Here is a 13312-nt window from a genome sequence, read left to right as displayed (position 1 = left end):
AATACCCTTAAACGGCTGCCCATATCCCTGTTACCTTTATAGAAAAATTCTACGTTTTTACTTATCTTTACATAGTTTGGTTTTTTCACCTCGTTCTACTTAGCTCAACTTAGTTTGTTTTTAGAAAACTTTAATTTTTTGAGAAGTTATCAGAAAAATGGGTTTACACAACTTAATTCAACCAGAGGATAGAGTCAGTGCTGGCACTTATTCCCATAAACTAGAGAGGTTATTCTGAATAATTTCGTCTTTGCGCTCAATGTTAATGTTATCCTGTGAGCTTTCTACCTTGCGTGTTCTAGTAGTTGATGACCACGAACTGACTCGTTTAACCTTACAATTGGTTTTTTCTTGCCAGGAAAATATGCAAGTAGTAGGTTTAGCCAGTAATGGTGAAGAAGCTATAGAAATGGTTAAACGTTGCCATCCTGACGTAATTGTTCTAGATTTACAAATGCCAGTTATGGATGGCTGGAGTGCGTCTAGTCACATTAAAGCTATATCTCCGAACACCCAAATCCTTGCTTACTCCTCAGTGGAAGACGTAAATTTTCCGGGGACAAAGGCAATGTCTAGCTTTGATGACGTTTGCAAGAAAGATGTACCTACAAGCGAACTTATTGCCTTAGTTAGACAGTTAGGTCAGCGTGCAAGAGATGCTTCAGTTGCAGGATAATTAATAGCTTCGCCAACTCCAGCTTAGTTAAATTCTGGGCATTAGAGGAGATGATAGTAGTGAGGAGCGTCGGTATAGCCTGAAGTTGACGGTTAGACCGACGCAGTTTTTGATAATTTCTACTCTACCGGAATGGTGCGTCTAAATTCATCAATTAATTCATCCAGTTCTTCCAAAGCCTGATTTACGTCAACTCTCAAAGTTCCCAGATTTGGTTGCTCCAGTAGGCTTAACAAGTACTCGCGTTTACTTTGAACTGCGACAATTCGTTCTTTTATAGTCTGTATATCCATTATTTTTTTCCCATCTTTAACTACCTTTAAATTTAAAGTTAACTCAAAATCCAACATTCTGGGGCACTAAGTAGCTCAACCTAATTAAACATCAAAGGCTCAGGAGATAAATCCCCGACTTCTTAAAGAAGTCAGAGGTCTAAGTATTTTGTATATTTATACCATATACTTACTGACTTAAGTTAATACTCTTCCCTAATTTGTTATTCATAGCCGATGATAATAAAACTGAGGTATTAACAATTTATACTAATTTAAACTTATGCTACGCCAAATCTCTTTGGGAACACTCGGTTTAACTATCGGCGGCATATTAACCATCATTGGCTTCGTCGCCTATGGTGCTAATAATGCCACACTCAATCTTGTCGGATTTTTTTACGGGATTCCTCTATTATTGGGAGGGCTGGCGCTGAAAGCCAATGAACTTAAACCAGTACCATTTAGCGAAACTACGTCACCGTCAGCATTGATACTGCGCCAGCAGCAAGCAACTGATACTCAAAATAAAATTCGCAAAGACATCACCCGATATCGCTATGGTCAAGATGCTCATTTAGATACAACACTTTCTTTTCTGGGTTTGAGTCCCACAGACCAGGAACGGCCAATAGTCACAGGGTTCCGAGAAACAGAAGTTAATGGAAGCTATGCCCTAATTTTAGAATTTGATTCACCGCTAATACCAATTGATGTATGGCAAAAAAAGCAGGAAAAAATGACCAACTATTTTGGCCCTGGATTGGAGATTGAAATAACACAGCCATCTGAAAATACAATTGAACTAGCACTGATCAATACTCAAAAAGAGTTAATAGTCAATAGTCAATAATATCATTAGCTCTGAAACCGTGTGGAAAAGGGGTTTTTTATTTTTCCCCTTGTCCTATAGAGGTCATAATATCTCCGATGTGGTTCGTAGGCGAGAAAAAATTATGAGCAAATATCGAATTTTAAAACCTGAGCAAAGTTATACTTTTAGTCAATACTTTTTGTTGCCCAACCCAACAATAGACATACTAGCTGAGTTTGACTACAGCTACGATCGCACAGAGCTAGAATTACCAAGATACTTTGCTGAAGTGAGCTATTTAGAATTTTTACAAAATTATTTGCAGCGTAATATAAAGCTTTTTAACCCAATTGCTGAGATATCAATACGGGAATTTTTAATTGCACCTATTCTTGCTGAAATATGCGCTCAAACAAAGGCTCAACTATATAGTGAGTATCCGATTAATGTCAACGAAAAACTCAAAGGCACTTTAGATTATTACTTACATAAATCTAACTCCCTATTGGTGATTGAAGCAAAACAATCAGATATCAGAAGAGGGTTTACACAGCTAGCAGTAGAATTAATCGCTCTTGATCAGTCGCTAGATCATGAAAAAACTATTTTATATGGAGCAGTTACCAATGGAGATGACTGGAAATTTGGTACTCTTGATAGAGAAGATAAGCGGGTTGCAGAAGATATTAAACTTTACCGTGTTCCTGAAGGTTTAGAAGATTTGGTACGAGTGCTTGTAGGCATTCTTTCATCTGAGAGTTAGAGGCGATGCCCTTCTCTACGAGACGCTGCGCGTAGCTTGCTTCCACGAAGTGGTACGACAGGCTCAGGGTAAGACCTACAGTGGTAAACTACGCATTGCTATAAGTTGTGTAACAGACTTTTAAGGAATCGTCGAATTAACACATTTTCTTATTAACTACTTTCCAAAAACTTACTTTTCCAAACGAACTGCATACCACTGCAAATATTGCCCAGGAGCAATATCTAATTCGCAACTGGTGTCGATTAAATATTGTGCTTGCGCTTCCACTGTGTCAAACTTTTGCAAGTCCGGCGGCAAATCTTGAATTATGAGTTTTTGGAGAGTTGTTTTAAGCTTTTCTAATAACTCTGATGGTGTCATAAATTGTTCTGATTTATTTGTTTCTAGAACAACAAAGTGATCTTGCTGATACATTAATGAGTCTGGCATTTTCAAGATTTAGTGAAGGTAAATAGGTTTTAATTTATTTTGTAATAGCTTATGGTGGTTTGTCTAGTCAAAAAGATGGCGGTTTTATCGGCTATCTGTGAAGTAATTATCGGATTTAGTTGCTCAAAATAATAAATTTCAGCCAAGTGATACTAGTATTACCTGTCTTCTGAGCGCAGTTTGGCAATTACTTTGCCATCTGTCACTAGGTTTCCAAACTAACTCCAAAACTCAAGAATTAAGGTCTGTATTTGCAATTTTCCCAAAAATCGCAATTTCACTTTAATAATGGGGAAATATAAAAGTAACATATCCTCAGATCACCATAGGCGAACAAAAAGGTAACAATTGCCTTCGTGTTCCAATTATAGATTGTCTATGCAACTTAGTTATCTACCGCTTGCTTGGCTCACTAACATTGAGCAGTCTATTGCCAAAAAACAGTTGATTGCCAAGTCATACACACCTTTGGCGCAAATCCGGGCATTGACGAAAAGAGCGATCGCCCCCATACGATTGAGTTGCACAGCCTTTTTTAAGATAGTCCCTCAAGTGGAAGCCAACTCATGTCAGGCATAAGCTCATCTTCTGCTTCTCACCCAAAACCACTGATTTTAGTGGCTGATGATGACAAGACCAGCCGAGTAGTGTTACGTAAAATGATGGAAGAAGAAAAATATCGAGTGGTCGTGGTTAATGATGGTAAGCAATGTTTAGATGCTTACCAGACTATTAAACCGGATATAGTTTTGCTAGATGCTGTAATGCCTGTGATGGATGGCTTTACCTGCTGTCACCAGTTGCGCGAGATTGCTAGGAATCAGAGAAGATCAGCCGTTGCAAGCTTTGATAGTGACTCGCGCCTTAATAATACTCTGATCCCCCAGATGTGGGAACGCACTCCCATATTGATGATCACATCCTTGGACGATGAGCAATCCGTAAACCATGCTTTTAAAGTAGGAGCGACTGATTACGTCACTAAGCCAGTTAACTTCGCTGTATTGCGCCATCGGTTAAGCCGACTAGTACAGGAAGCGCAACTTTACAAACACTTAGAGGCAGTAAACCAATCTTTGCAGCATCTCGCCAATGTAGATGGCTTAACTGAGTTGGCAAATCGTCGCCGCTTTGACGATTATCTCAATAATCAGTGGATTGATCTCATCCAAAAGGAATCTCCCTTGTCAATGATTTTGTGTGATATCGACTTTTTTAAACTTTATAATGATAAATATGGCCATCCTGCTGGAGATATCTCTTTACAAAAGGTGGGTGCCCTCTTAAGCCTTAAAGCCCAAAAACATCAGGATTTAGTAGCGCGTTATGGTGGCGAAGAATTTGCTGTGATTATGCCATGCACCCCTGCATTTGGCGCAGTTCACGTTGCCGCAGCGATACAAGCGGGAATCAAAGATTTGCAAATTGTTCATGACGGTTCGCCGGTGAGTCAGTATCTCACCCTCAGTATGGGTATTGCAACTGTTGTCCCCACTTGGGAATCCTCTCCTTCAGATTTGATTGTGCTGGCAGATAAGGCACTCTACCAAGCAAAGAACGGGGGGCGCGATCGCTTTATCTCAAGTTCGTAATTGTCATTAGTCATTTGTGAATGCCCAATGCCTAAGAAGGATAAACTGGCAGTGTGAAGTGGAACCATGCTCCGTTATTGGGGGCAGAGTCCACCCAAATTTGACCATAATGTGCCAGGATGATCCGTTGGCATAAACAAAGACCAATGCCGTAACCTTCTGTACCTTCATCCCGTTGCAGGCGGAAGTGGTTTTCAAAGATGCGATCGCGATTCTCTACAGGAATACCAGGCCCAGTATCCCCAATCGTAAACTGAACTTTTTGGGTAGTGCGGTGCAATCCGGCAACGCTAATCTTCCCACATTCTGGGGTGTATTTGATGGCATTATCCAACAGATTTACTAACACTTGGCGGATGCGTTCTGGGTCAGCATATACATCAGGTAAGTCATTGGGAATATCTGTTTCTACTTTTTGGGATTTGGCGGTGTAGCGATCGCCTAATTCTTCCAGTACATCTAAGCACAGTTGACCTAGCTGGACTTTTTGTGGTACAATTGGTAACGCTATATCTTTGCCACAACCTACCTGCAAAAGATCGGCAATCATCCGATCAATAATCTTAGTTTGATTCCGGGCTTGTTTTAATAAATGTGCCGTCATTGATGGTTTGAGGCGTTGGAATTCCCCTGTCTCTAAATTGTAGTTAGATTGGAGAGTTTCTATGGCGATCGCGGCAGCAGTTAACGGATTGCGGAGATCGTGTGCCAGCATCGCAATCACCCGATCTTTAAAATGTAGCTGCTCTTGGAGGTGCTCTTTTTCTTGTTTCAAGCTAAAAATTTCGTCTGAGAGTCGGATTAGTTCGGCAGAAACAGCAACTGAACGGATTGTGGATTTGGGTAACGTCGTCCTAGCATTATCATCTAGACGTTCCTGGAAGTCTGACTGTAATTTTAAGTAAGCGTCTACAGCAGCTTGCCAGCGAGGCCACGAGTTTTTCAATTGCGCTATGATATTACTCCCAGCTAAAATCTGTCGTGGTTCAGGATGGATCTTGATTAAAGCTGGCGTTGCGATCAATTTAAAGTGTTCTGCTAAGTAAGGTTGTTGCCCAATATCGATAATTTGAAGTTCAAAACTATACTTAGTCTGCAATTCTTTTAAATAAGCACGTATTCGCTGCACATATTGTCGGGACTTGGGGCGTCCATCGACAAACAATAACAGCTGGAGTGGAGCTTCAGAATAAATAGGCTGATCCTGGGAAACTTGCATGTAATCGTGTTTCAGCACTCGTAACAACCCGGTAACGCTTTACAGAAAGTAAAATGGACTGACGGTTGTCGATGGTCGTTGTTTTTTCTTCAATTTAATATCTATTTTAGATTTTGATACTCTGATCAGAACTGCGTTTTTGACATCAGACATATCTTTTTGCTGCCTTTTGCCCCTTTCTTTTTGGCTAACTTCATCTCCAAGAAACACCCTTGCCCTGAATCAAAATTTTCGCCAGAGCTAGCAGGTGAAAGGTTTAATACTATGTCACATCGGCTAGTGCAGCACCATGTCAATTCGAGTTCTCGCTTTGAACAAGCCATCGCCCAAGCAAACGCAAATTGGATCTAATCTATCGGGAACCTGTTAACTAGAGTGTTTTCTCAACCGCCAGTGCATTCGATGAAGTGTCTTTTTTGCCTCTACCCAATCATTGGTAGGATTGGGAAAACAGCCATAGCTAACAGATACTAGGGAAACTGCTGCGACACTTGATTGCTTTGTATATAACCCCAGTCGCCAAGAATAACGAACTGACGCTAAGTTCCTGGAATTGCTTAAAACTGGCATTTTCCAGCTATTGCCTTACTCAGCTTACCATCGTCAGATGAATAATTTCCAGAATCGATTGTCAGCCAGCGTTAGCGAACTTGATCTATTCCCCTCCTTGGATGAGGCTAAGGGGGGCTTTAGTCTTAGTCTATCACCTCAGTTGCTTGGCGTAGGCTTTGCCCCCACTTCGACCCTTCTCTACGAGACCCTTCTCTACGAGACGCTACGCGAACGGCAAGCTCAGGGCATCGCGCTATCCGAACGACGCAGGCTCAGGGCAGGTGTTACCCTGAGCCTGCTGAAGGGCAAGCTTAGTGACCACCGTAGGCATCGCCTGACTGCTAGTGCATCTCGAAAGGAGATTAATCTATGCCCTGCAAGGGAATTATTCTATGCAGGCTCATATAGATTTGGTATTAACCTGTCATAATCCCTGTGGTGAAGTACTAGCTTAGAGCGCCAAAATCGCAAAACTCATATCTAGCATGCGTTTCAGATTTATTTGTGTTTTTTTTACGAAAATGTTAGTTTGCCAGAATTTTAGGGAAATCTATAAATAAGCATAGGAACAAAACCTAATGGCTGTAAAACAAAGACAACACGGTAGCTTTTTGCTACCGTTTACTAATTTTTTGAGATATCATCATTTTCACCAATACGAAGAGGACTAGGGGAGGCAGGGGAAGCAAGGGGACTGGAGGAGAGCAATCCCCATTCCCATTTAATCAACAGTCTGCGCTAGGGTAGGAATTGAAACTCAATTTGTGATTCCCTGTGCTTCCCTGTAAACGTCCAGCTGTATTTCTAATTTGGGCTGTTCTACTCACTTCCTTAACAGCTTGTGCTAACAGTCCAGTTGCCAAAAACCTTGAGCAATCTTTGGCGGCAGATCCTAAGTTGCAAAACAATTCAGCTGTCTTTGGAGAATCTCAGGTTAACCAACCGCAAGCACAGCAAAACGAATCAACAATTCAGTTACCAGCTGATTTTCCCAAAGATATCCCACTATATTCCAATGCCAAACTACAGGAAGTTACACCTGCTAGCGGCTCAGAAAACAGAGTCTCAACTCGTTGGTTGAGTTCTGATCCCAGCAACTTTATTGCTAGCTTTTATCGCAGCCAGTTTCAAACAAATAACTGGCAGATTTTGCAACAGCCAATAGATGATGCCGGAGGTGCCTTTGACGCACGTCGTAACGATTTGCTGTTGAAGGTTTCCATTCAGCCTAAATCAGTTACTAAAGCCACACCTAATCAACCCCAAACAGCCACTGAATTATTGATTGAGTACGTACCGAATAGTACCGCAACGGCACAACCTACGCCAACTACAAATTCTAACGAAACTACTAACGCGGTTCCTCAATCAGGCAATCCCCAGTTCATTGGCCCGGTATCACCTGCAAATTTGCCTTCCCAGCCACCAAGCACGGCTAATAACCAAACAACTCCTACAGCCACAGCCGAATCTCAGGAATTCAACGATCTGAACAAGATACCGCAAGAATCGCGGCAACACATCCAAGACTTGGCGGCATTAGGTGTTTTATCTCTAGAACCAAAGGCAACTAAGAGCAATACGACCACAACTAACCAGTTTGAACCCAGTAAAATCGTTACACATCGAGAATACGCCCGTTGGCTAATTGCTGCTAACAATGCTATGTATGCCAGCAATGCAGCTAAACAAATTCGCTTGGCATCAGAAAGCACTCAACCAGCTTTTACTGATGTGTCGGCAAAAGACGCGGATTTTCCAGCAATTCAAGGATTAGCCGAAGCTGGATTAATTCCCAGTCCTTTGTCTGGAGATTCTACAGCAGTTTTGTTTCGTCCTGATGCACCCCTAACGCGGGAACAGTTGCTGCTGTGGAAATTACCCCTAGATACTCGCCAAGCTTTACCCTCTGCTAACTTCAATACGGTTAAACAAACCTGGGGTTTCCAAGATGCAGCGCGAATTGATCCCAAGGCTTTAAGAGCCGTGTTGGCTGATTACCAGAATAGCGAACAATCGAATATTCGGCGGGTGTTTGGTTATACGACTCTGTTTCAACCCAAAAAACCAGTAACTCGTGCTGAGGCTGCTACGGCTTTGTCATATTTCGGCACTCAGGGGGAGGGTGTATCGGCTGCTGAAGCTTTAAAGTTAAAGCGCGGTTAGTCCATACATAGCATAAAAGTGGGCAATTACCACCCCTGAGCAGATAAATTTTACTATCTCTTTATAATACAGCAATTTTTTATCAAGAAAATGTAAATCTAAGTAATTACAGCGTTTTTATCTGGGTTTAATAAACTTTTGAGGCAGAGTTAAGTAAAATAACGTAAATTAAGTCAATAGACGTACTTAATTTTGAGTAACTTATACCAATTCTATATGAGGCTGCGGTTTATTCATGTAGGGCCAATACGCTGCGGTCAGCTAAAGCTACATGAATTGCCCCTACAGTCGTAGTTTTGCCTAAGTTTTTTAGGCGCATCTTCAAAAAGAAATGGTATTACTATCGGTCTTTGATTACTTTTAAACAAACTCAAAAATACCAGGGGTAAAACGAATATGAAAAAACAAGCGATCGCAGCCGGATTTGTTCTATTTTCTTTCATGTTGCCGACTAAAGCCTCGGCTGCGAGTTTTGATCAGCTTTATGTATTTGGCGATAGTCTTTCCGATACAGGCAATATATATAATGCTTCGGGTAAAACATACCCTGCAAGCCCACCTTACTTTGAAGGACGTTTTTCCGATGGGCCGCTCTGGGTGGATTATCTCGGAGATCAGCTAGGATTAAAGCCGACTTTATTCACTACTATTCCTCCCACACAAATTCCTACCCAAGGGATAAACTTCGCTTTCGGTGGTGCTAGCTCTGGTTTAGGTAATGCTGTCCTTCCCGATTCAAATTTACCGGGAGTACTCAAACAAGTCCTTGGTTTTGCTGGAACTCTGAAAGCAAATAATCAAACTGCTGATCCAAATGCACTTTATACATTGTGGGGAGGTGCGAATGATTTCTTTTTTCTCAACCCCAAAGACTCTACCACGCCAATCAATAATATATCCCTGGCGTTGAATACTCTGGTAGGAGTCGACGCGAAAAATATTTTGGTGTTTAACTTGCCAGATTTGGGACAGCTACCAGCAGCTAAAATTGATAATCGCAACCCTACAATCCTTACCAAATCAAGTAATGAGTTTAACTTGGGTTTAGCAAAAACTGTCAGCGCTTTGAGTCAAAACCCGAATCTCAACATCATCTCTGTTGATACTTATTCTTTATTTAATCAGGCAAGTACATTAGGTTTTACGAATGTAACCGAGTCTTGTCTATCTAGGCTAGATATATGTAAACCAGGTGACAACAAGTTTCTCGTCTGGGACGGTTTCCACCCAACGACTGCTGCTCATAAGGTGATAGCAGATACTGCACTGGCGGCGATTGAGGCTAAGTCTGTCCCGGAACCTGCGATAAACTTGGGGATTTTAGCCCTTGGTGCTTTTGGTGCGGTAGGAGTGCTAAAGCGTCAACAAAAAAAGTCAGCAAGTCGGGTTGTGGATGCACAATTGTCTCATACAACAGTTGAAAATTAAACTAATTGTATTGATGTGGGATTACGATCGCTTATTTCAAATTATTGAAGAATTGGTGATGCATCATTCCCCTAGTGGTGCAGAAGCTGAGATTAACCAGCTGTTGATGCAACGATTTGCGGCGCTAGGTATGGAAGTATGGTGCGATCGCGCCGATAATATTATTGCGAAAATTCCAGGGAAAAATCCAGACGGAGCGATCGCGATCACCGCACACAAAGACGAGATTGGCGCAATTGTCAAGAATATCGGTGATGAAGGTCGTGTGGAAGTCCGCAAACTCGGCGGTTCTTTCCCGTGGGTTTACGGGGAAGGCGTTGTGGATTTACTTGGAGATAACGAAACTATCAGTGGAATTCTCAGCTTTGGTTCCCGCCATGTTTCCCATGAATCTCCTCAAAAAGTGCAGCAGGAAGATACTACTGTGAAGTGGGAAAATGCCTGGATTGAAACGAAGCTGACATCTGCTGAATTAGAAGCAGCTGGCATTCGACCTGGAACTAGAATGGTAATCGGTAAGCATCGCAAGCATCCAATTAGGTTAAAGGATCATATTGCCAGTTACACCTTAGATAACAAAGCTTCTGTTGCGATTCTGTTAGCTTTAGCTGAAAATCTGAAACAGCCAGTAGCCGATGTTTATTTAGTGGCATCAGCAAAAGAAGAAGTGGGAGCAATTGGGGCGCTATTTTTCACCCAAAATCAGCGTTTGGATGCCTTGATTGCTTTAGAAATTTGTCCATTATCTGAGGAATATCCTGTTAAAGATGGGGAAAGTCCTGTACTTTTATCTCAAGATGCTTATGGAATATATGATGAGGGGCTAAATGGACAACTGCGCCATAGTGCCAAGCAGTTGGATATGCCAGTGCAGTTAACAACTCTGAGTGGATTTGGTAGTGATGCTTCAATTGCGATGAAATTTGGTCATGTTGGGCGTGCTGCTTGTTTGGCGTTTCCTACCCAAAATACACATGGATATGAAATTGCTCATTTAGGAGCGATCGCTAACTGTATTGATTTGTTAAAAGCTTTCTGCGAAACTGAGTTTGAGTGATACTTCGAGGCTTTGATTGGAAAGAGCGATCGCACAGCAAAATTATTCCTACTGTTGATGTCGTGCGATCACGATGCCTACGGCTGTAAACTACGCCATATCTCTAGATTAGGCATTAAATGTATAATTGCTGAATGCTTCGTATATTTATTTACTGGTTAAAACTATTAAATGATTACCGTTACACCAGAGGAAATTAGTCAGTTTCGCAGACAGTTGGCGAATAGTCCAGAAGCTTTAACAGCATTGGATACCATACAAGAGTGTGAAGGCTATTTAGACGATGCAGTTCCACTGCTTGTTATGCGCGAGACTGCACAAGAAGCAGATAGAGGATTAAATGATTGGCTGGAAAAATGCCGCCAATTTTTCTGTCAGCAGGAAGTTAGAGAAGCTTTGGAATCTGGATTCCTTGCTCCAGCGATAGAAGCGATCGCAATTGGTGTTCCGATTCCTCCAGGTATGGCAACTGCACTGAGTATTTGTGTGTTTAAGTTAGGGGCAAAGAAATTTTGCGGTGTAAATAAACCTGATGCTTAAACTCCTGTTGCGGTAAAGGCTGCCCAGTGGTAAGGATTTGTAAATGGCAAGGATTGTCCTTGCCTGATGCGTTTCAGATATTCTTGAAATAATAAACGTTGTCCGGGTCGCATTTGTGCTAACGTTGTCGCAATTTGCGGCTTATATTGCTCCAAAACTATTTCAAATTCTTCTATGGTTAAATTCCGTAGCCATTGTTGAGCTTGATTGAGTGCTATGGAGACACTATTTAGGGTTTGCAGGTTTTCATAAAATTTCATCATCAAAAACGCTGTAGATAAATCGCTGACAGTCCACAAACTACTGACTACAGCTTTACTCCCGACTAACAGAAAACCGCTAGGTAAACCAATGTATTCGTCACTGGTATTGTTAAAATCAATCAATCCAGTTTCGCAGGCGGAAAGGGTGACGAGGCGACATTTTTCTAATTTGAGAGTGAAGATTTTATCTAGGGTAAGGCATTTGTCTAAATCATGGATTTCACCCAATCGCAAATTCAGATAACGTTCTGTATTTGGTTGTGGAAGTGTGTCAGCGACGGGAGCATTTGCCAAAATTAGGGCTGATTGACTGGAATTTATGAAGTTAAAATATCCGTGACAGCTAAAGTGGGCGCAGTGATAAGTATTTAAGTCAGTATTATTAATAGCTGTGAGTGTCGCTGCTGTTTTTTTCAGAACGTTGGAAGTATTAAAGTAGCTTTGAATAACTTGTACTTCTAAATCGGTGTAATTCAGGTCTTCTGTAGGATTTTGAATTGCAAACAGAGATTGAAAATCAGGACGTTTGCGCTGTTGTACCTGTTGCAGTAGTTGACAACTGGGTGCATAGCTCACACCACCAGCAAATAAATCCAGCAGACAAGACGAATTTTCAGAATTTTGATTTATTGGAATTGCATGAAGGGGGAATAAATGCAGGAATCGATGGGGAATTAGGATGAGTTTATCGCAGTGCTTTGGTATCTGGGTTAATATTTCATCAATATGTAGAATCGAAGCTAATTCTTTCAGTGCTTTCTCTAAGTTATTTCGCCATTGCTTGTTTTGATTGTAGTAATTCTGCAAATATTTATTTGCCCAATCATACAAAGCTTCTCGGTCTTCTGGTTGGGATTGCCAAATAGTTACCTCTCCTTGTTTTGTGACAATAAACGCCAAAATTTTATCGTTGAGAATATACCACTCGATAATTGCTGTACGCTCATCCAAAGAACCTTGGAAGGAGTCTAATTTGAAACCATAACCAACAGGTAAGTATTGGTTTTGCAATTCATTACGCTGCTGTCGCAATTCTTGGAGATGTTGTGCAAGGACTTTGGTATTTTCAGCTTTGCCATTTTGGATTTGATATTGTCCTACGGCTATTTCATCCCTGTAATTTTCTAATTGAGTGAATACTTCTGGAGGGAAGATGGTTTTAGAGTCGCGTTCAAGAATTTGTTCAACTAAATTGCGGGTTTTACTACGTTCAACATATTCAATCGCTTCGGTAATCTTATTTAATTCCCTGCAAACTTCTACCATGCGGCTATAAACTTTGTTAAACTGTTCCGCTTGTTTGCGTTTGCTTTCTTCTCCAGATAATATTTCTTCCCGTAAATATTCTATGGTGGCGATGGCAGACTCAAAATTATTGTATGCTAAGTCAAACTTGTTTGCGTCTTGGTAAGTTATTCCCAGTCCAAACAAGGTTTCTGCATGGTTTTCAGGCAAAGCTTCTCTGGTGTAGACAGTTAAAGCCGCAGTTAAAGCCGCGATCGCCTGTTCGATGTTCTCTGCCTTATCTCCTTTAATTC

General features: G+C 41.3%; 14 protein-coding genes. 10 read left to right on the top strand and 4 right to left on the bottom strand.

Annotated features, from left to right (window positions below; all coding sequences use genetic code 11):
• Positions 1 to 259 precede the first annotated feature (259 nt).
• Entirely contained in the window at positions 260 to 676 is a 417-nt protein-coding gene (locus HWQ38_RS40290; RefSeq protein ID WP_292806227.1) for a response regulator transcription factor, read from the top strand.
• Positions 677 to 795: 119 nt separating this feature from the next.
• On the opposite strand, the gene HWQ38_RS40285 is transcribed toward HWQ38_RS40290, so the two are convergent.
• The gene (locus HWQ38_RS40285) at positions 796 to 969 is read right to left on the bottom strand and encodes a hypothetical protein (protein ID WP_229463280.1); all 174 of its coding nucleotides are present in this window, start codon (positions 967 to 969) and stop codon (positions 796 to 798) included.
• Positions 970 to 1231: 262 nt separating this feature from the next.
• On the opposite strand from HWQ38_RS40285, the gene HWQ38_RS40280 reads away from it, so the two are divergent.
• On the top strand, positions 1232 to 1801 hold the full coding sequence (locus HWQ38_RS40280; protein ID WP_292806222.1) for a DUF2854 domain-containing protein: 570 nt from the start codon (positions 1232 to 1234) through the stop codon (positions 1799 to 1801).
• 103 nt (positions 1802 to 1904) lie between these two features.
• Entirely contained in the window at positions 1905 to 2525 is a 621-nt protein-coding gene (locus HWQ38_RS40275) for a hypothetical protein (protein ID WP_292806219.1), read from the top strand.
• A gap of 171 nt (positions 2526 to 2696) precedes the next feature.
• On the opposite strand, the gene HWQ38_RS40270 is transcribed toward HWQ38_RS40275, so the two are convergent.
• Positions 2697 to 2957: a chlororespiratory reduction protein 7 gene (locus tag HWQ38_RS40270; protein ID WP_292806216.1), complete on the bottom strand. Its 261-nt coding sequence runs from the start codon at positions 2955 to 2957 to the stop codon at positions 2697 to 2699.
• 378 nt (positions 2958 to 3335) lie between these two features.
• On the opposite strand from HWQ38_RS40270, the gene HWQ38_RS40265 reads away from it, so the two are divergent.
• Positions 3336 to 3536, top strand: coding sequence for a hypothetical protein (locus HWQ38_RS40265; protein WP_292806213.1), 201 nt, complete (start codon positions 3336 to 3338; stop codon positions 3534 to 3536).
• Entirely contained in the window at positions 3524 to 4549 is a 1026-nt protein-coding gene (locus HWQ38_RS40260; RefSeq protein WP_292806211.1) for a PleD family two-component system response regulator, read from the top strand. Before HWQ38_RS40265 ends, HWQ38_RS40260 begins: the two co-directional genes overlap by 13 nt.
• 31 nt (positions 4550 to 4580) lie before the next feature.
• Here HWQ38_RS40260 and HWQ38_RS40255 read toward each other — a convergent pair whose 3' ends face one another.
• Positions 4581 to 5786 carry a histidine kinase gene (locus tag HWQ38_RS40255; protein ID WP_292806208.1) on the bottom strand — a complete coding sequence of 402 codons (1206 nt, stop codon included), beginning with the start codon at positions 5784 to 5786 and terminating at the stop codon, positions 4581 to 4583.
• A gap of 589 nt (positions 5787 to 6375) precedes the next feature.
• Here HWQ38_RS40255 and HWQ38_RS40250 point away from each other — a divergent pair.
• The 5 genes from HWQ38_RS40250 (at position 6376) to HWQ38_RS40230 (ending at position 11511) form a co-directional block, all read left to right on the top strand.
• Positions 6376 to 6750, top strand: a complete 375-nt coding sequence (locus tag HWQ38_RS40250; RefSeq protein ID WP_292806205.1) for a hypothetical protein — start codon at positions 6376 to 6378, stop codon at positions 6748 to 6750.
• A 344-nt stretch (positions 6751 to 7094) separates the two neighbouring features.
• A complete protein-coding gene (locus tag HWQ38_RS40245; RefSeq protein ID WP_292806202.1) occupies positions 7095 to 8486 on the top strand; it encodes an S-layer homology domain-containing protein in 1392 nt (463 codons plus the stop codon).
• A 396-nt stretch (positions 8487 to 8882) separates the two neighbouring features.
• Positions 8883 to 9914 carry an SGNH/GDSL hydrolase family protein gene (locus HWQ38_RS40240; RefSeq protein ID WP_292806199.1) on the top strand — a complete coding sequence of 344 codons (1032 nt, stop codon included), beginning with the start codon at positions 8883 to 8885 and terminating at the stop codon, positions 9912 to 9914.
• Between the two features lie 13 nt (positions 9915 to 9927).
• Complete coding sequence (locus HWQ38_RS40235; protein ID WP_292806230.1) at positions 9928 to 10971, top strand: M42 family metallopeptidase; 1044 nt, start codon at positions 9928 to 9930, stop codon at positions 10969 to 10971.
• A 171-nt stretch (positions 10972 to 11142) separates the two neighbouring features.
• Positions 11143 to 11511: a hypothetical protein gene (locus HWQ38_RS40230; RefSeq protein ID WP_292806197.1), complete on the top strand. Its 369-nt coding sequence runs from the start codon at positions 11143 to 11145 to the stop codon at positions 11509 to 11511.
• On the opposite strand, the gene HWQ38_RS40225 is transcribed toward HWQ38_RS40230, so the two are convergent.
• A partial coding sequence (locus HWQ38_RS40225; RefSeq protein WP_292806194.1) for a CHAT domain-containing protein occupies positions 11508 to 13312 on the bottom strand: 1805 nt, incomplete at its 5' end. The two genes, HWQ38_RS40230 and HWQ38_RS40225, sit on opposite strands and share 4 nt — an antisense overlap.

It is taken from the genome of Nostoc sp. NMS7 (assembly GCF_017115085.1).
In the GTDB taxonomy this organism is placed as follows: Bacteria; Cyanobacteriota; Cyanobacteriia; order Cyanobacteriales; family Nostocaceae; genus Nostoc.
This window is presented reverse-complemented; position numbering and strand designations above follow the sequence as displayed.

Coding starts and splice junctions, on each gene's coding strand:
- HWQ38_RS40290 (WP_292806227.1), top strand. CDS start 260: ATGTTAATGTTATCCTGTGAGCTTTCTACCTTGCGTGTTCTAGTAGTT.
- HWQ38_RS40285 (WP_229463280.1), bottom strand. CDS start 969: ATGGATATACAGACTATAAAAGAACGAATTGTCGCAGTTCAAAGTAAA.
- HWQ38_RS40280 (WP_292806222.1), top strand. CDS start 1,232: ATGCTACGCCAAATCTCTTTGGGAACACTCGGTTTAACTATCGGCGGC.
- HWQ38_RS40275 (WP_292806219.1), top strand. CDS start 1,905: ATGAGCAAATATCGAATTTTAAAACCTGAGCAAAGTTATACTTTTAGT.
- HWQ38_RS40270 (WP_292806216.1), bottom strand. CDS start 2,957: ATGCCAGACTCATTAATGTATCAGCAAGATCACTTTGTTGTTCTAGAA.
- HWQ38_RS40265 (WP_292806213.1), top strand. CDS start 3,336: ATGCAACTTAGTTATCTACCGCTTGCTTGGCTCACTAACATTGAGCAG.
- HWQ38_RS40260 (WP_292806211.1), top strand. CDS start 3,524: ATGTCAGGCATAAGCTCATCTTCTGCTTCTCACCCAAAACCACTGATT.
- HWQ38_RS40250 (WP_292806205.1), top strand. CDS start 6,376: ATGAATAATTTCCAGAATCGATTGTCAGCCAGCGTTAGCGAACTTGAT.
- HWQ38_RS40240 (WP_292806199.1), top strand. CDS start 8,883: ATGAAAAAACAAGCGATCGCAGCCGGATTTGTTCTATTTTCTTTCATG.
- HWQ38_RS40235 (WP_292806230.1), top strand. CDS start 9,928: ATGTGGGATTACGATCGCTTATTTCAAATTATTGAAGAATTGGTGATG.
- HWQ38_RS40230 (WP_292806197.1), top strand. CDS start 11,143: ATGATTACCGTTACACCAGAGGAAATTAGTCAGTTTCGCAGACAGTTG.